This window comes from Corallococcus sp. AB030 (assembly GCF_003668965.1).
Taxonomy (GTDB): domain Bacteria; phylum Myxococcota; class Myxococcia; order Myxococcales; family Myxococcaceae; genus Corallococcus; species Corallococcus exiguus.
Genome location: NZ_RAWQ01000149.1, coordinates 1 through 20,623 on the forward strand (window position 1 = coordinate 1; position 20,623 = coordinate 20,623).

The 20,623-nt window shown below is 71.2% G+C and carries 13 protein-coding genes; 7 read left to right on the plus strand and 6 right to left on the minus strand.

Annotated features, from left to right (window positions below):
• Positions 1–15: 15 nt before the first annotated feature.
• Complete coding sequence (gene ppsA / locus D7Y15_RS29570; RefSeq protein ID WP_121754660.1) at positions 16–2,304, plus strand: phosphoenolpyruvate synthase; 2,289 nt, start codon at positions 16–18, stop codon at positions 2,302–2,304.
• Positions 2,305–2,311: 7 nt separating this feature from the next.
• Here the strand turns inward: ppsA and D7Y15_RS29575 are convergent, their stop codons facing one another.
• On the minus strand, positions 2,312–5,167 hold the full coding sequence (locus tag D7Y15_RS29575) for a PAS domain S-box protein (protein WP_148712898.1): 2,856 nt from the start codon (positions 5,165–5,167) through the stop codon (positions 2,312–2,314).
• Positions 5,164–7,689 (minus strand): cation-transporting P-type ATPase, encoded by a 2,526-nt coding sequence (locus D7Y15_RS29580; RefSeq protein ID WP_121754647.1) that lies wholly within the window; start codon positions 7,687–7,689, stop codon positions 5,164–5,166. Before D7Y15_RS29580 ends, D7Y15_RS29575 begins: the two co-directional genes overlap by 4 nt.
• Positions 7,690–7,856: 167 nt before the next feature.
• Between D7Y15_RS29580 and D7Y15_RS29585 the strand changes: the two genes are divergently transcribed.
• Both D7Y15_RS29585 and D7Y15_RS29590 read left to right on the plus strand, forming a co-directional pair.
• The gene (locus D7Y15_RS29585; RefSeq protein WP_121754648.1) at positions 7,857–9,152 is read left to right on the plus strand and encodes a universal stress protein; all 1,296 of its coding nucleotides are present in this window, start codon (positions 7,857–7,859) and stop codon (positions 9,150–9,152) included.
• A 19-nt stretch (positions 9,153–9,171) separates the two neighbouring features.
• Entirely contained in the window at positions 9,172–10,227 is a 1,056-nt protein-coding gene (locus D7Y15_RS29590; RefSeq protein ID WP_121754649.1) for an alcohol dehydrogenase catalytic domain-containing protein, read from the plus strand.
• A 24-nt stretch (positions 10,228–10,251) separates the two neighbouring features.
• Here D7Y15_RS29590 and can read toward each other — a convergent pair whose 3' ends face one another.
• Positions 10,252–10,926 carry a carbonate dehydratase gene (gene can / locus D7Y15_RS29595; protein WP_121754650.1) on the minus strand — a complete coding sequence of 225 codons (675 nt, stop codon included), beginning with the start codon at positions 10,924–10,926 and terminating at the stop codon, positions 10,252–10,254.
• Between the two features lie 127 nt (positions 10,927–11,053).
• On the opposite strand from can, the gene D7Y15_RS29600 reads away from it, so the two are divergent.
• Positions 11,054–12,364 carry a hypothetical protein gene (locus D7Y15_RS29600; RefSeq protein WP_121754651.1) on the plus strand — a complete coding sequence of 437 codons (1,311 nt, stop codon included), beginning with the start codon at positions 11,054–11,056 and terminating at the stop codon, positions 12,362–12,364.
• 70 nt (positions 12,365–12,434) lie between these two features.
• On the opposite strand, the gene D7Y15_RS29605 is transcribed toward D7Y15_RS29600, so the two are convergent.
• Positions 12,435–13,361, minus strand: coding sequence for a hypothetical protein (locus D7Y15_RS29605; RefSeq protein WP_148712899.1), 927 nt, complete (start codon positions 13,359–13,361; stop codon positions 12,435–12,437).
• A 117-nt stretch (positions 13,362–13,478) separates the two neighbouring features.
• Between D7Y15_RS29605 and rraA the strand changes: the two genes are divergently transcribed.
• Positions 13,479–13,976 (plus strand): ribonuclease E activity regulator RraA, encoded by a 498-nt coding sequence (gene rraA / locus D7Y15_RS29610; RefSeq protein ID WP_121754653.1) that lies wholly within the window; start codon positions 13,479–13,481, stop codon positions 13,974–13,976.
• A 99-nt stretch (positions 13,977–14,075) separates the two neighbouring features.
• Here rraA and D7Y15_RS29615 read toward each other — a convergent pair whose 3' ends face one another.
• A complete protein-coding gene (locus tag D7Y15_RS29615; protein ID WP_233605127.1) occupies positions 14,076–15,329 on the minus strand; it encodes a cytochrome-c peroxidase in 1,254 nt (417 codons plus the stop codon).
• Positions 15,330–15,711: 382 nt separating this feature from the next.
• On the opposite strand from D7Y15_RS29615, the gene D7Y15_RS29620 reads away from it, so the two are divergent.
• Positions 15,712–17,934, plus strand: a complete 2,223-nt coding sequence (locus tag D7Y15_RS29620) for a kelch repeat-containing protein (protein WP_121754655.1) — start codon at positions 15,712–15,714, stop codon at positions 17,932–17,934.
• 59 nt (positions 17,935–17,993) lie between these two features.
• On the plus strand, positions 17,994–18,518 hold the full coding sequence (locus D7Y15_RS29625) for an ankyrin repeat domain-containing protein (RefSeq protein ID WP_120578027.1): 525 nt from the start codon (positions 17,994–17,996) through the stop codon (positions 18,516–18,518).
• Positions 18,519–18,536: 18 nt separating this feature from the next.
• On the opposite strand, the gene D7Y15_RS29630 is transcribed toward D7Y15_RS29625, so the two are convergent.
• Positions 18,537–20,444, minus strand: coding sequence for a transketolase (locus D7Y15_RS29630; RefSeq protein ID WP_121754656.1), 1,908 nt, complete (start codon positions 20,442–20,444; stop codon positions 18,537–18,539).
• Positions 20,445–20,623 lie beyond the last annotated feature (179 nt).

Genomic DNA, 20,623 nt, shown 5'->3' on the forward strand with positions numbered 1-20,623 from the left:
GCCCCGCCCCCCTCCATCCTCTGGTTCGACGCCCTGTCCCGGGAGGACGTGGCCCAGGCCGGAGGCAAGGGTGCCAACCTGGGAGAGCTGACCCGCGCCGGGCTGCCCGTGCCCCCGGGCTTCGTCATCACCGCCGCCGCCTTCCATCAGGCGATGGAGCCCGTGCGCGCCCGGTTGCGCGAGCTGTGGAAGCGCGTGGATCCGGATGACCCGCGGTCGCTCGCCGAGCTCACGGAGTCCCTGCGCGGCCTCGTGCTCGAGGCCCCCCTGCCCGACTGGCTGGACACCTCCATCCTCGCCGCCTATCACCGGCTGCGGGAGTGCTCCGCGGTGGCGGTGCGCTCGTCCGCCACCGCGGAGGACACCGCCACCACCTCCTTCGCGGGCATGCACGAGTCGTTCACCAACGTGGCGGGCGATGACGCGCTCCTCGACCGCGTGCGTGCGTGCTGGGCGTCGGCCTTTGGCCCGCGCGTGGTGGCCTACCGCAAGGCGCAGGGGCTCACGGAGCTGCCGGAGATCGCCGTGGTGGTGCAGGCCATGGTGGACTCGACGCGCTCGGGCGTCATGTTCACCGTGGATCCCTCCACCGGAAACCGCGAGCACCTCGTCATCGAGGGGGCCTTCGGCCTGGGAGAGGTCGTCGTGGGTGGACAGGTGGAGCCCGACACCTCCGTCGTGGACCGCGAGGGGCCGCGCCTGCTGGAGACGCGCGTGGGCCTGAAGTCCTTCCAGCTCGTGCGCGACGGCGTGGGCCACGAGAAGCGCGAGGAGCTCCCTCCGGAGCGGGCCCACGCGCGGGTGCTCACGGACGTGGAGGTGCTGGAACTGGCGCGGCTGGGGCTGCGCGTGGAGCGGCACTACGGCGCGCCCCAGGACATCGAGTGGGCGGAGCAGGACGGCCGGTTCTATCTGGTCCAGTCGCGGCCGGTGACGACGGTGTCCGCCGCCGCGCCGGAGGCCCCGAAGGCTCCGGAGCCCGGCGCGTCCCCGGACCGGGCGCGGGTGAGCGGACTGGGCGCGTCTCCCGGCGTGGCCTCCGGCCGCGTGCGGGTGCTGCGTGACGCCCGGGAGGGCTCGAAGCTGGAGGCCGGTGAAATCCTCGTGGCGCCCATGACCTCTCCGGACTGGGTGCCCACGCTGCGGCGCGCGGCGGCGGTCGTCACCGACAGCGGCGGCATGACGTGCCACGCGGCCATCGTCAGCCGCGAGCTGCGCAAGCCCTGCGTGGTGGGCACGCGCACCGCCACGAAGGTCCTGCGCGACGGGGAGGAGGTCACCGTGGATGGCGCCGCCGGCACCGTGCGCGAGGGCCGCGCCAGGGAAGCGCCCTCCGTGGCGGTGGTGGGGCCGCCCTCCCCCCATGCAGGGCCCCAGCCCCGGGAGGCCAGCGGGCCGGAGGCTCTGGGCACGCGGCTCTACGTGAACCTGGCCCTGCCGGGACAGGCCCAGGAGGCGGCGGCGCTCCCGGTGGACGGCGTGGGGCTGCTGAGGGCGGAGTTCATGCTCACCGAGGCCCTGGGCGGCGTGCACCCGCGCAAGCTCATCGCCCAGGGGAAGAGCCGCGAGTTCGCCGAGCGGATGTCCCAGGCGCTCTTGACCATCACCCGCGCCTTCCGGGGCCGCCCCGTGGTGTACCGGACCACGGACTTCCGCACGAACGAGTTCCGGGGGCTGGAGGGCGGCGGCGAGTTCGAGACCGTCGAAGCCAACCCGATGATCGGCTTCCGGGGCTGCTACCGCTACCTGCGCGAGCCCGAGGTGTTCCGGCTGGAGCTGGAGGTGCTCGCCCGCGTGCGGGAGGAGACGCCCAACCTGCACCTGATGATTCCCTTCGTGAGGACGCGGTGGGAGCTGGAGGCGTGCCTGGAGGCCGTGGAGAAGAGCCCGCTGGGACACCACCGCGGGCTGGAGCGCTGGGTGATGGCGGAGGTGCCCTCCGTCGTCTACCGCATCCCCGAGTACGCGCGGATGGGCATCACCGGCGTGTCCATCGGCTCCAATGACCTCACGCAGCTCATGCTGGGCGTGGATCGGGACTCGGAGCTGTGCGCGGAGCTCTTCGACGAAGAGGACGCGGCGGTGCTGGACGCCATCGTCCGCATCATCCGGGCCAGCCGCGAGGCGGGCATCACGTCGTCCCTGTGCGGCCAGGCCCCGTCGAACCGGCCCGCCTTCGCGGAGCACCTGGTCCGCGCGGGCATCACCTCCATCTCCGTGGACCCCGCGGCCGCCGGCGCGACCCGGGCGGTCGTGGCGGCGGCGGAGCGGCGGCTCCTGCTGGAGTCCGCCCTGCGCCGGTAGGCCGCGCTCAGGCGTACGTCCCGGCGTGCGCCGGGGCGCCTTCGGCCAGGGGCAGCGTGAAGAAGAACGTGCTGCCCGCGCCGGGCGCGCTGTCCACGCCGACCTGGCCGCCGTGGGCCTCCACCAACCCCTTCACGATGGACAGCCCCAGCCCCGCGCCCTCCTTGCGCTTCGGTCCGGCCTGCCAGAAGCGCTCGAAGATGCGCGGCCGGTCCTCCGCCGCGATGCCGGGGCCCGTGTCGCTCACCAGGAAGCGGACCTGGCCCGCCTCCGGCTGGACGCGCAGGAGCACGCGGCCTCCCTCGGGCGTGAACTTGAGCGCGTTGCCCAGGAGGTTGGAGAGGATCTGCGCCAGCCGCTCCGGATCCGCCAGGACGCGGGGCACGCCTTCCGGCACGTGGGCCTGGAGGAGGAGGGACCTGTCCTCCGCGAGCCCCCGGTGCTGCTCCAGGGCCTCCTGGATGAGCAGCGCCACCTCCAGCGGCTTGCGCTCCACCGACAGGTTTCCACCTTCCATCCGGGCCACGTCCAGCAGGTCCTGGATGAGCCGGTTCGCCCGCTGGACCGACCTCTGGAGCGTCTCCAGGCGCTGCCGGGCGCTGTCTCCCGGGGACGGGTGCTTCTCCAGCATCCTCGCGCTGAGCTGGATGACGTTGAGTGGGGCGCGCAGGTCGTGCGCCACGATGCGCAGCACCTCCTCGCGCATGCGGATGGCCTGCTCGGCCCGTTCGTACAGGCTGGCATTGTCGATGGCGAGCGCGGCGCGGCGGGCCAGCTCCTCGGCCTGGGCCTGCTCCCGGGCTCCGTAGCGGCGCCCGGCGCTGGACGTCGCGAGGAGGATGACGCCCAGGTTCCGCTCCCGGCTGCGCAGCGGCAGGATGAGGGCCGAACGCGGCGCCAGCTGGCGCAGCTGCTCCCGGGGCCCGGCGTCCACCGTCGCCGCGTCGAGCATTCCGGGGGGAGCCTCCGGCAACAGCACCGGCCTTCCCGTGCGCTGCACGGAGGCGATGAGGGCCGCTGGCAAGAGGAACTCCGGTCCATGCTCCGCGTCCAGCGCCCGCAGCCGCTCCTGCGTGCCCGCGTCCGCGGCCGCGTGCTCCACCCGCTGGATGCGTCCGTTCGCGTCCAGGCAGGCCACCACGCACCAGTCCGCCAGCGCTGGCACCGCCAGCGCCGCCACCGTGGCCAGCGTCGTCCGGGACGACAGGGACGCCGCGAGCCGCGGGCCCACGTCCGCCAGGAAGCGCCAGGCCTGCTCCAGTTCCTGGCGCTCCGTGATGTCATGCATCTGGGAGATGAAGTGGAGCGGCATGCCCCGCGCGTCACGCACCACCGCGCACCAGATGAGGATGGCGATGCGGCGGCCGTCCTTGCGCACGTAGTGCTTCTCCCGCTGGAAGGAGGACATCTCCCCCCGGCGCATCCGCTCGGCGTTCTGCTCGTCCACCGGCAGGTCCTCCGGCGCGGTGAGGTCCTGGAACGACCGGCGGAGCAGCTCGTCCCGCGAGTAGCCCACCAGGGCGCAGAGCGCCGCGTTCACGTGGAGGAAGTGGCCATCCAGTCGCGCCAGCGCCATGCCAATGGGCGCGCCCTCGAACGAGGTGCGGAAGCGCTCCTCGCTCAGGCGCAGCAGGTCCTCCGCCTTCCGCCGCGCGCTGATGTCCCGGAGGATGACGGTGAGCCGCTGCTCGCCCTCCACGTCCAGCTTCATGATGCTGGCCTCCGCCGGGAACACCTCGCCTCCCTGGCGCCGACCGAGGATGGGCAGCCGCTCGCCCATGTGCCGGGACGTCGCCGCGCCTCGCGCGAAGCGCTGCACGTGCGCCGCATGGACGGCCCGGAGGTGCTCGGGGAGGAGGATGTCCAGCGGCTGGCCCAGCACCTCCCGCGTGGAGTAGCCGAAGATGCGCTCGGCGCTCGCGTTGAACAGGACGATGTGCTGCCCGGTGTCGATGGAGATGATGGCGTCCGCGGCGTGGGTGACGATGCCCGCGAAGCGCGCCTCCGACAGCCGCAGCGACTGCTCCACCCGCCGCCGGCTCGCGTCCAGCCGGGAGAGGGCATTCGCGTTCCAGAGGACCACCGCGAGGAAGGCCGCCATCGTCAGGAGCACGAAGAGGGTGACCCCCTCGGTGGTGCCGTAGAGCCCCAGCCGCTCGCCCAGGAGCCGGACGGCGCCCGCCACGGGCACGAGCAGCAGGACCGCGAGCAGCAGCCGCCGCGCCGAGTGCCCCCCGAGGTCCTCGCGCAGCAGCACGCCCGTCAGCCCACGCTCAGGGTGGAGCGAGAGCAGCCCTCCCGACAGCAGCAGCAGTCCCAGCGACAGGGGAAGTCCCGGCGCCCTGAAGGCTCCCGTCACGGTGTTCAGGGGGGCCAACCCGAACCAGTGCCCCTGGTACACCCCTCCGACGAGGCCCCACACCGCGAGCAGCGCGGCGCAGGCGGCCAGCCACCGCGAGGGGTACCCGCCCTGGCGCGTGCGCACGTGCAACGTCCAGAGTGACAGCCCCGTGAGCAGCAGGCCCAGCCCGCCTCCCGGAGCATCCCGGGTGATCTCCGCGACGCCCATGAGCACGACGCCGGTCGCCAGCCCCCGCCCCACCGCGCGCCGTCCCCTGCGCGCGGCCTGGGTGCGGAGCAGCCAGAGCGCGCCTCCCGCGAAGAGCAGGCCCCATCCGTCCCAGGGAGACAGACGGTCCGGGGCCGGGGTGGGCGACAGGGCCCAGCCGCCCACCCCGAGCACGCCCAGCAGGACCGCGAACGCGCTCGCCGCGGCGACGCCCCCCCCGAGCCCCCTCGCGAACCATGGCGGCGCACTCCGAGCGGAAGGCGCGGACGGGGTGGCGGGAGGCGGGTGCGTCATGCGGCCTCCGGGGCCGGCGCGCGCCGGCCGGTTCGCCACCGGTGGCCCCGGCCGCCCCGCGCGTGCGGCCCCGCGACGAGCAGGGGCACCAGCGCGACGGCGACGGCGACGAGGACCCGGCCCCAGTCGCGAGCACCGGGCGGGTGCAGCCCCACGAGCGCGGCCAGCGCGGGCACCTGGATGAGCAGCACGGAGAGCCCCAGCGACAGGGCGCAGACCCACCGCGCGGTGCGGGTCCGCAGCCGGGTGAGCACTGCCGCGAAGGTGGCGCTCGCCAGCGTGAGCGAGGCCATCGCCACCGCCCGCGCGCGCTCGACGTCGTGCCCTTCCGACAGACATCGCGCATGGGCCCAGACGAGCCCGCACGCCATCAGCCCGCCCACCGCCGTGAGCAGGGTCCACTCCCGCCAGGAGAAGAAGCGCGCGGCGGGCCTCGCGCGCAGCGGGGTGAGCCGCCCGGGCTTCGCGGCCGCCTGGAAGGCCAGCATCGCGGTGGGGTGGATGATGAGCTCCAGCCACACGATGTGGATGGGCAGGTACAGGAGCGACTTACCCCAGAGCGGCACCAGCGCCGCCGTGCCGACCAGCGGGATGTGGATGAGCAGCAGGTAGAGGAAGCAGCGCTGGAGGTTGGAGAAGAGCTGCCGGCCCTCCGCGATGGCGCGCACCAGCGTGCCGAAGTCGTCGTTCAGCAGCACGATGGAGGACGCCTCGCGAGCGCTCCGCGTCCCCCGCTCCCCCATGGCGATGCCCACGTCCGCGGCCTGGAGCGCCGGCACGTCGTTCACCCCGTCCCCCGTGGCGGCCACCACCTCGCCCTGTCTCCGGAGCGCCTTCACCAGCGCGTACTTCTGGGCGGGCAGCGCGCGCGCCACCACGTCCACGGGCGGCACCCTGCCCGTGTCGGCCAGCCGCGCCTCCAGGGCCTCTCCCGTGAGCACCACCGGATGTTCGCCCCCCAGCCCCAGCCGCCCGGCGATCGCGAGCGCCGTCCGGGGGTGGTCCCCCGTCACCATCACCGTGCGCAGCCCCGCGTCGCGGCACTCCCGCACCGCCGCCTCCACCCCCGCGCGCACCGGGTCCTCGCACGCCACGAGCCCCAGGAAGTCGAAGCCCCGATCCGGTTCGCCGCCATGCCAGTGCGCCGCGTCCAGCGTCCGGCTCGCGCACGCGATGACCTTGAGGCCCTCGCGCGCGAGCGCGTCCAGGCGGAGCGCCCACTCCCGCCGGGCGTCCTCGGACAAGGTGCACAGGCCCAGCACCCGCTCGGGCGCGCCCTTCACCGCGGCGAGCAGCGTCCCGGGCCCCTGCCGCACCACCGCCGTCTCACGTTGACGGTCCTCGGTGAAGGGGAAGGTGGCCTCACGGGTGGGAGCGGGCAGCTCCGGCAGGTCCCGCGCTCCCGCCTCCAGCAGCGCCACGTCCAGCGGATCCCTCCCCTCCTCCCGCGAGGCCAGCACCGCGGTCCGCAGCAGCGCCCGCGGCGAGGTCCCGGGTGACGGCAGCAGCCGGGTCACCCGCAGGAGCCCCTCGGTCAGCGTGCCCGTCTTGTCCGAGCAGACGCAGCTCACGCGGCCGATGTTCTCGACCGAGACGGCCTGCCGCACCAGCGCCTGCCGCCGGGCCAGCCGGTACACCCCCGCGCCCAGGAAGAACGTGAGGGCCACCGGGAACTCCTCGGGCAGCGCCGCCACGCCGAGCGTCGCCGCGCTCAGGAGCGCGTCCAGCCACCCGAACCCCTGGCGCAGGCGGACCAGCGCCAGCACCGCGCAGAGCGCCGCCGCCACGCCCACCAGCACCGCCACCAGGTGCGCCACCGCGTGCTGGAGCGGCGTGCGTGCCCGGGCCTCCTGCCCCGCCGAGCGGACGATGCTCCCGTACAGCGTCTCCGGGCCGGTGAGGACGACGCGCACCCAGGCCGTCCCGGTGAGCAGCCGCGTCCCCGCGAGCCCCCAATGCACCACCTCCACCGCCGGCTCCGCTCCGGGCGGGAGGCGCTCCAACGGCCGCTTGCGCACAGGCAGTGACTCGCCGGTGAGCGAGGACTCCTCGGCCTGCAGGCCCTGCCCCCGCACGACCAGGCCGTCCGCGGGGAACGTGCTGCCCGCCTCCACGCGCAGGAGGTCTCCCGGCACCACGTCCTCCGCCGGCACCTCCGCTTCATGGCCGTCGCGCGACACCGTGGCGCGCTCGGCCAGGCGCCCACGCAGGCCCTCGGTGGAGGCCTGGGTCCGGTGGTGCAGGAAGACGTCCATCCCAAGCAGCGGCACGAGCGCCAACAGCATCACCAGGCCATTCACATACTCGCCCAGGGCGAAGTAGAGGGTGCTCGTGCCCACGAGGAACCAGAGCATCGGATCGCCTCCGGCCTCGCGCAGGCTCTGGAGCGCGGAGCGGCGAGGCCGACCTCGCACGTCATTGCGGCCGTAACGCGCGCGACGCGCCAACACCTCTTCTGCCTCCAGGCCGCGCACGTCTTCCCAGCCATGAGGCAGGCGTTCGACCGGAACCAGGACTCGCATGACGCCCCCGGAAGAAGCTGGGGTCCTGCATGGGCGTCGGCAACGCGTTGAAGCCCCCCGAGCGCCCATCGAGAGCTACCTGGCGTGCGCCGCGTCCGCTGCCTCCGCGTGGGACGTGCCGCGCCTGCGCGGTGACTAACGTGGAGAGGTGACTGCAAGGAGGGGCCATGACCATCGCCTGCGCGACCAATTTCTCGGATGACGCCCGGCGCGCCTGCGACACGGCGGCGCTGCTCGCACGGCGGATGAACGTCCCGCTCTGCATCGTGCACGTCCTGACCGGGAACCTGGTGCGGACCTTCGGGGACGCCATCTGCGAAACCGCCCAATCCACGCTGCGCGACGAATGCGACCGGCTGCGGGCCACCGGCGTCCAGGTCGACTCCGTGCTCCTCACGGGAGAGCCCGAAGAGGAGCTGCGGGACCTGGTGGCGAAGCGCGGCTTCCAGTGGGTGGTGGCCGGGGCGCCGCGCGAGGACACGCCCTTCCGGGGCCTGGGGGGCACGCTCGACCGGATGGCCCAACTGCTGGAGGTCCCCTTGCTGGTGGTCCGCGAGGGCTCGGGACTGGAGGCCTGGGCGCGCGGCGAGCGCCCCTTGCGGGTCATGCTGGGCGTGGACCGCTCCAGGCCCTTCGAGCTCGCCCGGGAATGGGTGAAGAGGCTCGCGAAGGTCGGCCCCGTGGAGGTCGTGGGAGGCCGCATCGTCTGGGTGGGCAGCGAGGCGGAGCGGCTGGGGCTGGTGCATCCGCACAGCTACAAGGACATGTCCCCGGAGCTGCGGGAGGCGCTGGAGCGCGAGTCCGACTCGCTGCTGGAGCCCCTGCGCGCCGCGGGCCTCCCGGTGCGCTCGCGGCTGGAGCCGGGGCTGGGCCGCATCGCGGACCACCTCATCGCCCTGGCCACGGAGGAGCAGGTGGACCTGCTGGTGGTGGGCACGCACCAGCGCAAGGCGCTCGCGAAGCTGTGGAGCGTGTCCCAATCCGCGCGGAGGCTGGCGCCCATGTCGGTGGTCAGCGTGCCGGTGCGCGCGGCGGAGCAGGGGCTGGAGCAGGAGCCTCCCCGGGTGCGCTCGGTGCTCGCGACCACGGACTTCGGCGAGGCCGGCGACCGTGCCATCGCCTACGCCTTCGCCATCACGCCACCGGGCGGCACCGTGCACCTGCTGCACGTGGAGCCCGCGAAGGCGACGCCCGAGGAGCTCCAGGCGGCGCGGCATCAACTGGAGCTGCGCGTACCGTCCCCGGAGCATGACGGCAGCCACAAGGTCGAGCTGTCGGTGCTCAAGGGCGACGACATCGCGGCGGTCATCACCCAGGCGGCCGAACGCCACTGCGTGGACCTGGTGTGCATGGGCACGCACGGCCGCACGGGAGTGAGCCGGATGGTGCTCGGTTCGGTGGCGCAGCAGGTGATGGCCCGCAGCGACCGCCCCGCGGTGACGGTGCGCATGCCGCGCGCCTGAAAGACAGACGAGGTGAGCCATGAAGGCAACCGTGTTCCAAGGCACCCAGAAGGTGGGCGTGGAGGAGGTGGAGCGACCGAAGGCGGGCGCGGGCGAGGCCATCGTCCGGGTGACGCTCACCACCATCTGCGGCACCGACGTGCACATCCTGCGCGGCGAGTACCCGGTGAAGCCCGGCCTCACCGTGGGCCATGAGATGGTGGGCGTCATCGACGAACTGGGCCCGGGCGTGACGGGCTACCAGGTGGGGCAGCGCGTGCTGGTGGGCGCCATCACGCCGTGCGGCCAGTGCCGGGGTTGTCTCTCCGGGCACGCGTCCCAGTGCGGCCACGGCCAGGGCCTGGAGGCGGCGGGAGGCTGGCGCCTGGGCAACACGATGAACGGCGTGCAGGCGGAGTACGTGCGCGTGCCCTTCGCGCAGGCCAACCTCGCGCCCATTCCAGACGAACTCACGGACGAACAGGTGCTGCTGCTGGCGGACATCGCGTCCACGGGCTTCAGCGGCGCGGAGTCTGGCGGCGTGAAGATTGGGGACGCGGTGGTGGTGTTCGCACAGGGGCCCATCGGCCTGTGCGCCACCGTGGGGGCGCGGCTCATGGGCGCGTCGCTTGTCATTGGCGTGGACGGGGACGAGACGCGTCTGTCCATGGCGCGGAAATTGGGCGCGGACGTGGTGCTCGACTTCCGGAACCAGGACGTGGTGGCGGAGGTGAAGCGGCTCACCGGCGGCGGCGTGGACGTGGCCATCGAGGCGCTGGGCACGCAGCAGACCTTCGAGAGCGCGCTGCGCACGCTCAACCCCGGCGGCACGCTGTCCAGCCTGGGCGTGTACTCCGGGAAGCTGCAAATGCCCTACGACGCCTTCGCGGCGGGCCTGGGGGACCACCGCATCGTCACCACGCTCTGCCCTGGCGGCAAGGAGCGCATGCGGCGCCTGATGGAGGTGGTGCGCGCGAAGCGCGTGGACCTCACGCCGCTGTTCACCCACCGCTTCCAGCTCAAGGACATCCGAGAAGCGTATGAGCTGTTCAGCCAGCGCAAGGACGGAGTGCTCAAGGTCGCCATCCGGCCTTGAGCGGACGGGCTCGCGGCGGTGCGCCTACCGTGCCGCCGCGTAGCGCGCGAGGCTTGAGGGCAGCTTCGCTGCCAGCTCGTCCGGGCCGCTGAGCGTGAGGCCCAGGTCATGGACGAGGCCGTCGTCCACGCTGTAGACCCACCCGTGCACGGTGAGCGGCTGTCCGCGCTCCCACGCATCCTGCACGATGGTCGTCTGACACACGTTCTGCACCTGCTCCAGGACGTTCAGCTCGCCCAACCGGTCGTGCCGCTCATGGGGCGGGAGTGATTCAGGCAGGAGCCGCTCGTGCTTCTGGTGCACGTCCTGCACGTGGCGCAGCCAGTTGTCCGCCAGCCCCACCCGCTTGCGCTCCATCGCCGCGCGCACGCCGGAGCAGCCGTAGTGGCCACAGACGATGATGTGCCGCACGCGCAAGAGGTCGATGGCGAACTGCAACACCGACAGCGCGTTGAGGTCGGTGTGCACGACGACGTTCGCGATGTTGCGGTGGACGAACAGGTCCCCGGGCATCAGGTTGACGATTTGATTGGGTGGCAGGCGGCTGTCGGAGCAGCCAATCCACAGGTACTCGGGCGACTGGCGGCTGGCCATCTTCCGGAAGAAGTCGGCGTCCTTCTCCACCATGGAGGCGGCCCACTCGCGGTTGTTCTGGAACAGCACGTCCAGCGTCGGGTCGCCCGCGTTTCGGTCGGTCATCCACCGGAGTCTAGCGAGCCGGAAGTGCCCTCCGGAGGCGTTTTCCTCCGAGCCCAGAATATGCGTGCGGCCCGGCGTACTCCCCCTGCAGGCGGCTTTCGCCGCTGGCTTGTTCAGGGGGACCCCCATGCTGCAACACCTGCTTCGCTTCCCGCGGCTCCTTCCCTTCGCGGCGGCCTCTGTCCTGGCCGCCTGTGGCGGTTCGGAGGATGACCCCGGCGACGGCCCCGGGCCCGGCGGCCCCTGCGTCCGGAACATCTCCGGAAACCTCACCACCGCGACGACCTGGGAGCCGGGCACGCAGCAGTGCACCTACGCGGTGACGGGCGTGGTGGAGGTGAGTGGGGCCCTCACCCTGGCGCCGGGCACGGTGGTGCGCTTCGGGCCGGACGCGGGCCTGCTCATCATGCCCACGGGGTCCCTCAACGCGGTGGGCACGGAGGCCGCGCCCATCACCTTCACGGGGACGACGGCCACGCCGGGCTTCTGGAAGGGGCTCGCGTTCAAATCCAACACCTCCGCGAACGTGCTGGAGCACGTGGTCATCTCCTACGCGGGCAGCGAGGACGCCTTCTGCTGTGACTACTTCCATGGCCCCGCTGGCAGCCTGGAGGTCCGGGCCGCCGTGGTGGTGGGCTCGCTGCTCCAGGACTCCGTCAGCCAGGTGCGCATCGCGAACACCACGGTGGAGAAGAGCGGGACGCTGGGCCTCTTCGCCTTCAACCGGGCGCGGCTGCCGGGCTTCTCGAAGAACCTCTTCCGGGGGAACCTGGGCGCGCCCGCGACCGTGAGCCTGTCCATCGCGAGCGCGCTGGATGGAACGACCGTCTACTCCGGCAACAGCGCCACCCACCCGGCGGCCAACGGCGACAACACCGTCCACCTGCTGGCGGCGCCGGAGGGTGACCTGGCGATAGCCCAGACGTTGCACAAGCTGGACGTGCCCTACGGCGTCTCCACCGGCATCCCGGACACGACCGTGGAGTACGCGGGCGCGCTCACCGTGGAGCCAGGGGTGCGTCTCCAATTCGAGGCGAAGTCCGGGCTCCGCATCACGGAGACGGGCTCCCTGGTGGCGCGGGGCACTGCGGCGGACCCCATCGTGTTCACGGGCCGGACGGAGACGCCGGGCTCCTGGAAGGGCATCGCCATCCGCTCCCTGGACGCGAACAACGTCATCGCCCACGCGAGGGTGAGCCACGGCGGCTCGGACCCCTTCTGCTGCGACGCCTTCACGAACGCGGGCGACATCCAGGGCAACATCGTCCTGGGCGGCAGCGCGGGCCGGGGCCGGTTGCAGCTCTCCGACTCGCTCGTGTCACAGGGCACGGGATGGGGCGTCTTCGTCTTCAAGAACTCCACCTTCACCCCGAGCGCCAACACCTACGACGGCAACACCGGCACCGTGGGCTACGAGAGTCCCCCCTTCGCGCCCTGAAGCCGCGCCTCCAACACGGCCTCAGGGACCGCGCGCTGTTCCAGCGAGGAACGGCGCGCGGCGGTGGGTGCTACTGCGGCGAGAACGTCCCGCTGGTGAAGTGACCGGCGCCGCTCCCCGAGTTCGGGATGCTGAAGGTCGCGAAGCCCCCTTCAATGGCCACGGACTGAAGAAGCGGATAACCGTCCGCGTCCAGGCTCAGGCCAGGCATGCTCGGGCTGAAGTAGAACTCGATGCCCCGCTCCACGTTCACCAGCCGGAGCGACTCCACGATGACTCCGTACGAATACTCGGCCTCCATGAAGAAGTTCATCGACTGGCCCTGGAGTGCGGCAACGAACTGCTGCTGGATGGCCGCACCAATCGAGCCCCCCAGCTGGAAGGTGACAGGAGTGGTCTGGATGGTGACGCGCTTGCGGCCGTACTCAATCGACCGCGTCACCGTCGCGGACTCGTAGCTGATGACGAAGGGAATGCTCTTCCCGCGCAACTCCGCGAAGATGCCACCCGAGGATCCCGGCCCGTCCTGCTCGACCTGGATGATTCCGGAAATCCACCCGCCCGAGTCCACGCCAATGCCCACGTCCGCCGTGGCGGCTCCCGGCACCTTGAACAGGAAGCGCACCGGGCGCGTCTCGCCCTCGTCCAGGGTGAACGACATGGGGTTCGGCGACACCAGCGTGACGGGCACCGTGACGCCCGGCGCGTCCGTGCGCTCCACGTGCCATTCACCGTTCATCTGGATGGAATACGCCCCCGCCATGAGCGCCAGGCTCACGGAGTCCGCGGACGTGTCCGTGATGGTCGCGTTCTGCGGCCCCGTGATGGCGAACGTCGCGCCCACCAGCTTGTAGCTGCGCCCCGCCGACGTCGACACCAGCGGTAGCTCCAGCAGTCCCTCGCCCTCGCGAATCACGGGCGTGGACGATTCAGACACCTCACCACACGCAAGCGCCAGCAACGCAATCGCGCTCACGAACCACTTCAACCCTTGCATGGACTTCCCCCTCAGAAAGGCGCTGACGATAGGATTTCGAACATTGCACGGTCAAGACGAGCGGACCCGCACGCGCAATCACAGCCACACCCGGCCGGCGCGTGCATCTTACGGATCATGAGCGACGCCCCTGACATCAAGACCACCGACCTCTGTGACGCCCACTCGGGAACTCCGCAATTCCAGGTCGCGGAGCCGGGATTCCTGAACTACGGCGGGCGCCGGAGTTTCTTCGGACCCATCAGCACCGTGCGCGCGCCGGAGGACAACTCCCTCGTGCGCAAGGCATTGGAGGAACCCGGCCTGGGCCGCGTGCTGGTGGTGGATGGCGGAGGCAGCCGCCGCTGCGCGCTCGTGGGTGACGTGCTCGCGGCCCTGGGTCAGAAGAACGGATGGGCGGGCGTGGTGGTCAATGGCTGCATCCGCGACGCGGAGGAGGTGGGTCGCACCGACATCGGCGTGAAGGCGCTGGGGACCCACCCACTCAAGAGCGGCAAGCGCAACGAGGGCCAGCGCGACGTGGAGGTGCGCTTCGCCGGCGTCACCTTCGTCCCCGGTCACCACCTCTACGCGGACGCGGACGGCATCGTCACTTCGCAGAAGGCCTTGCGCTGACCTTCGCCCTCCCCGTCCCAGCCACACGGAGCGCAGCGTCCCCGCGAGGGTGCGCAGCGCTTCGGCCGCCAGCAGCGCAGCGCGCGATGAGCCTCCCTGTCACTGGAAGTAGCCGTCCGAGAGCGTGCGCAGGAAGGCGACGATGGCCTGCTCCTCCTGGGGTGACAGGCCCAGGTTGCCCAGCTCCCGCGTGTTGATGTTCAGCCCCACCTCCGGCATGGGCCAGCAGTCCACGCCAGGAATCCCAGACGCGCTCCCCGTGCAGACCGGCAGCACGTCACGCGTGTTGTAGAAGTGGACGATGGACTCCAGGCTCTTGAAGTAGCCGTTGTGGGCATAGGCCTTGGTGAAGCCAGGGAAGGGGCGCTTGTCCACGTTGCGCAGGGTGGGAACCTTGACCTTGCCCAGGTTGGCGCGCGCAAAGGGCGCGTAGTCCTGGCGCGTCTGGAGGAAACCCCCCAGGCCCGGGTCGATCCAGAAGGGTCCATCCGGGTTGAACTGGAGCTGCCAGTACCAGGGATTGAGCAGGTTGCGCGGCACGCCCAGGTTCTCGAAGGTGTAGTCGGTGAAGAGCGGCGGCTCGCCGCCCGGGCCGCGCTGGCTCGTGTGGCAGTTGTCACATTGGGCCTTGCCCTCGAAGAGCTTCAGGCCCCACTGCTCCTGCGAAGAGAGCCGCGCGCGGCCCGCGAGGTAGGCGTCGTACTTCGAGGAGAAGGCGTTCACCTCGCGAGAGCCCTCGTACGCGGCGATGGACCTCGCGATGTTGTCATACGCGCGCGGCACGTCGCCGCAGATGCGGGCGCCCCAGACGGCCCGGAAGAGGTCGCCGTAAGGGCCGCCGCAGACCTTGGCCACCACCGCGGCCTCGCTGGGGTTGTTCTGCTCCACTGGGTTGAGGAAGGGGCCCTGCGCCTGATCCGCGGCGGGGTTGCCCAGCTCCTCGCCGGTGGCGCGGCCGTCCCAGAAGTTGCCGCCCACGAAGTCGGCCTGTCCTGGCGTCACCAGGTGGAGGATGGGAGCCTGCGTGGCATAGGCGGACGAGGGCGGCTTGCGATTGCCAAAGCGCCCCCGCACGGCGCCTTCATAGACAGAGCCGGTGAGGTTGATGAGCAGGCTGGGGCCTGTCCAGCCCACCTCGGGGCCATGACAGACGGCACAGGCCTGGCCCATGGGCTCGGAGAGCCGGCGATCGAAGAAGAGCAGCTTGCCGAGCCGCTCCACGGGCTTCAGCCGGCCGGACGCCGACGGGGTCTCCTCGCGCAGCGTGGCCTCGAAGATGGCCGAGGCCTGGAGGGATTCGGTCGTCTCCGGCGACTTCGCTTCATCCGTGTCTCCGCTCGCGGGAGACTTCAATGACAACACTCCCGGGGCAGGAGCGACTTCGCACGCCAGTGGCCCTCCCAGCGTCAGCAGCAGGAACAATCTCCACCATGACCGTGACCCGTGCATTTCCGGCACCTCGGATTGGGAGCGGCGGCCAGCGTGGCGTCACCACCGTTCCTCTGCCATGGGACTGGAGCGCGCGATGGCTGTCGGATTCCGGGGATGGGATTGCCCTTTGGAATTGGAGGGGCATCCCTCCGTGGACGTGAAGGCCCCTGCCAGCTCCTTCTGACGACAGGGAGCCTCCGTCGTCCGGCAAGCGACGGTGGGCCATCTGCCCGGGTCATAGGCGGCAATGCCTTCCATCCCGGATAGTCCGCCCAATCGCTATCGCGACCAAGAGGGGACGCCCATGAAGAAAGCAGACAGGCACCTGATGCTGGTGCTCGTGGCCGCGCTGTTCGTGGGCTGCGGCGCTTTATCGGGGGATGCGGGGACGGCGCGCTTCACGGTCGCCGTGCCCCAATCCCTCGCATCCGGCATCACCCGCGTCGTCGTCACCTCTGGGGGAGCGGACATCCCCTCCGTGTCGGTGGAGCTCGCGCCAACGAACGGGGTGTGGGGCGGAATCATTGGCAACATTCCGGCGGGCGCCGACCGCACCTTCCTGGCGCAGGCCTTCGATGCCGGGGGCGCGTTGCGCTTCGAGGGCTTCGCCTCCGGCATCACCATCCTCGCGGACCAGACGACCCTCGTCGCCATCACCCTCCAACAAATCGACCCGCCGCCGCCCTTCGAGAACGAAGCGCCCATCATCGACTTCGTGGCGGCGAACCCAAGCACCGTGGCGGCTGGCGGCACCGTCTCCCTGTTCTCCTCCGCGCATGACCCGAACCCGGACGACACGCTCAGCTACGCATGGAGCGCCACCGCGGGCACGTTCTCCTCCACCTCCGAGCCCTTCACCTCGTGGACGGCTCCCGCCACCACCGGCATTCAAACGCTCACGTTGACGGTGACGGACTCACGCGGCCTGGCCTCCAGCGCCCTCCTGGTCGTCAACGTCCTGCCCGAAGGGGAAGGCGAGGCCGAACTGTCCATCTCCTTCAACAGCGCTCCCCAGGTGACCTCCATCACCGCGACCGCGACGCGGCTGGTCGTGGGCCAGCCGACGACGCTCTCCGCGCTTGCCATGGACCTGGACGGTGACAACCTCTCCTACGCCTGGAGCGCGTCGTGCGCGGGGACCTTCAGCGACACGTCCTCCGACTTCACTCAATTCACGCCTTCGCTCGCACCGGCCGAAGCCTGCAACAACTGCCGCCTGACCGTCGCCGTGTCCGACGGGCGCGGAGGGCACAACACAGGCACCGTCGCCCTGTGCGTCACCAGCACGCCCCCCACCACCCACCTCGCGCCCGTCATCCTCCGCTCCTACCGCTCCTCGAACACCGCCAACCCGGGCGACGTACTCACCTATGAGGTGGCCGCCAGCGACCCGCGGGGCTCCGCGCTCACCTTCTCCTGGGACGCGAGCACCGGCACGTTGGGCACGCCGACCGGCGACTCCACGCACAGCCGCGTCACCTGGACGGCGCCCCCTTGCGCCAGTGGTGGCACGCCCCCGTCCATCACCGTCACCGTGACGAATGCCTTCGGCCTCACGGCCACCCGGAGCTTCACCGTGACGGGACTGCCAGGCTGTTCCGTTCCGGGGACGTGGGCCCTGACGGGGCCCATGGTTGGAGGCAGTCTTCGCCTGTTCAGCACGGCGACGCGGCTGCAGGACGGCAGGGTACTCGTCGCGGGCGGCAGCGAAGCGCAAAGAGGCCAGTGCAACAACACGGCGGAGCTGTATGACCCGGCCTCGAATACCTGGAGCGCGACCGGCTCCATGCTCGAATGCCGCTACGGCCACACGGCGACACTGCTCCTCAACGGCAAGGTGCTCGTCGCGGGTGGAATGGATGAGTTCTTCACCCTGCGAACGGCGGAACTGTACGACCCGGCCACGGGCACCTGGAGTCCCACGGGCTCCATGACGGAACCCCGCACCGGCCAGACCGCGACACTCCTTCTCGATGGCCAGGTGCTCGTTCAGAGTGGACTGTCGGCGGAGCTCTATGACCCTGCGTCGGGGACCTGGAGCGCGACCGGCTCCCTGGCCATGAGTCGTGAGGCGAGCTCGGCGCCGCGTCTGCAGGACGGCAGGGTGCTCGCCGTGGAGGGCGCCACTGCGGAGCTGTACGACCCGGCCACGGGCACCTGGAATCCCACGGGCGCTCCTGTCATCCCCATCGGCGGCTGGCCGGTGTTGCTGCTGGATGGGCGGGTGCTCGACTTGGAGGGGGACACTGCGGAGCTGTACGACCCGGCCACGGGCACCTGGAGCCTCACGGGCTCACCGTCCACATCGTTCCAGGGCCCGGTGACGGTGCTGCTCAATGGGAAGGCGCTCGCCGTGTATTCGGACTCCGCGGCGCTGTACGACCCGGCCACGGGCACCTGGACGCCCACCGCGCCCACAATCGTCCCGCGCTTTGCGCTCAACACGGCGACGCTGCTGTTCGACGGCAGGGGCCTTGTCGTGTCGGGGAGCTTCGACTCCAACGCAGCCGAGCTCTACACTCCCTGACCGCCGCGCCCCGGGAAGTCGACACGTCAGGGATGTCCTACGAGGAAGGAACACCGACCATGAGCCCCACGAACGACCCGAAGAACGCTACTCCGCCCTCGGATGCCGACGCCGCCGTGAGGGACGCCTTCACGCTGGTCCGCTCGGGGGACGCCGGGAAGCTGCGCGAGCTGCTCGACGCCGGGCTTCCCGTCAGCGTTCGCAACGAGCGGGGCGACTCCCTGCTGATGCTGGCCAGCTATTACGGCCACGTGGACGCGACGCGCCTGCTGCTGGAGCGCGGCGCGGATCCGGAGCAGCCCAACGACGCGGGCCAGACACCCCTGGCTGGCGCGGCCTTCAAGGGCAACGAGGCCATCGCCACGGTGCTCCTGGAGGCGGGCGCGGACGTGGACGGCGCGGGCCCGGATGGCCGCACGCCGCTGATGTTCGCGGCCATGTTCGACAAGCTGGAGATGATGGAGCTGCTGATCCAGCGCGGCGCGGACCACCGGGTCCGGGACGCTGACAAGCGCACCGCGCTGGACTACGCGCGCTCCATGGGTGCGGCGCGCGCGGCCGAGCGGCTGGATCCGAAGCCCTGAGAAGACAGACACCCGGGGCTACGCGTTCGTGTGGCCCCAGGCGTTCTCGGGCGGCTTGCCCTGGCCGTCCCCGCCCCGGGCCGTCGTCTCCTCCCTCAGCGAGGTGACGGCCTCCACGATGTGCTCCGCGTCGATGCCCGCGGCGTTCAGCAGCTCCGCGGGCTTGCCGGAGCCGGGCATCTTCGTCACCGCGAGCCGCACCACGATGGGCAGCCGCTCGCGCTCACCAGTGAAGGCCTCCAGCACCGCGTCCGCCAGGCCCCCTTCCGCCCAGTGGTCCTCCACCACGATGAGCCGCCCCAGCGTCTCTCGCGCGGCCTTGCGCAGCGTCTTCGCGTCCACCGGCTTCACGGAGTACAGGTCGACGACGCGCACCGCGATGCCGTCCTTCTTCAGCGCCTCGTAGGCCTTGAGCGCTTCGTGCAGCGTGATGCCGGCGGCCACCACCGTCGCCACGTCCTCATCGGACTGGCGCACCACCTTGCTGCCGCCAATGGGGAAGTCCTCCGTCGCGGGGTAGAGCACCGGCGTCTTCTCACGCGTGCTGCGCAGGTAGGTGATGCCCTGGCGCTCCAGCACCTGCGCCAGGAGCTTCGCGGTCTGGTTCGCGTCGCTCGGGTAGAGCACCGTGCTGCCGCCCACCGCGCGCATCATCGCCAGGTCTTCCAGCGCCATCTGCGACGGTCCGTCCTCTCCAATGGACACGCCTGCGTGGCTGCCGCACAGGTGCACCGTGGCGTTGGAGATGGCCGCCATGCGCACCTGGTCGTAGGCGCGCGACAGGAAGGCCGCGAAGGTGCTGACGAAGGCCTTCTTGCCCAGCACCGCCATGCCCACCGCGCTGGACACCATGTTCTGCTCCGCGATGAACATCTCGAAGTAGCGCTTCGGGTGCGCCTTCTGGAACTCGTTCGAGTACGTGGAGTTGGACACCTCCGCGTCCAGCGCCACCACGTCCGGCCGGGCGTTGCCCAGCGCCAGGAGCGCGTCGCCATACGCCTTGCGCGTGGCCTCCTTCTGGCCGACCTCATACGTGGGCAGCTGCAACGGCGAGGCCTTGTCCTGGACGGTGGCCTTCAGCGCCTCCGGCTTCTTCACCTGGACGCGGACGTTGCGCTCTCCGCCCAGCTCGCGGATGGCGTCCTGTGCCTTGTCCTCCGGCAGCGGCTTGCCGTGCCAGCCGTCCTGGTTGGCGATGAGCGAGGAGCCGTGCCCCTTCTCCGTCTTGCAGATGAGGCAGGTGGGCTGACCCTTCTTCGCCTGGGCTTCGGCGAAGGCCCGGTCGATGGCGCCCAGGTCATGGCCGTCCAGCGTGACGGCGTTCCACCCGAAGGCTCGGGCGCGGGCCGCGTAGGCATCCAGGTTCCAGCCCAGCTCCGTCTCACGGCTCTGCCCCAGCCGGTTCACGTCGATGATGGCGCACAGGTTGTCGAGCCCATAGTGGCCGGCCTTGTCGAACGCCTCCCACACGGAGCCCTCCGCTGTCTCGCTGTCGCCCATGAGCACGTAGGTGCGGAAGGGCAGTCCATCCATCCTCGCGCCGAGCGCCATTCCCACGCCCACGGCCAGCCCCTGCCCCAGCGACCCGGTGGCCACGTCCACGAGCGGCAGCACGTGCGGGTTCGGGTGCCCCTCCAGCCGGCTGCCGAACTTGCGCAGCGAGAGCAATTCCCGGTCGTCGATGGCGCCCGCTGCCTTGAAGGCGGAGTAGAGGACCGGGCAGGCGTGGCCCTTGGAGAGCACGAAGCGGTCGTTGTTGGGGGCCTTCGGCTGTTGGAAGTCGAAGCGCAGGTACTTCTGGAACAGCACGGCCATGATGTCCGCCGCGGACATGGACGAGCTGGGGTGGCCCGAGCCCGCCGCCGTGGTGCAGCGGATGCTGTCGATGCGCAGCTGCGCCGCGAGGTCCGCCAAGGTGTCCGCCATCGTTTCGCTCCCGGGTTGGGGGGCCAGGGGTGTGCCCCCGCTACTGTGTTGACTGCCCCGGCCTGCGAGAAGCGTTGCCCCCCGCCGGCCCTGTTCACAGGCAGAATCCGCGAGTGCCTGCCCGCCCGGCCGGACGTGGGCGGCAGGGCATGCGCAACTTGAAGCAACGCCATCTGGGA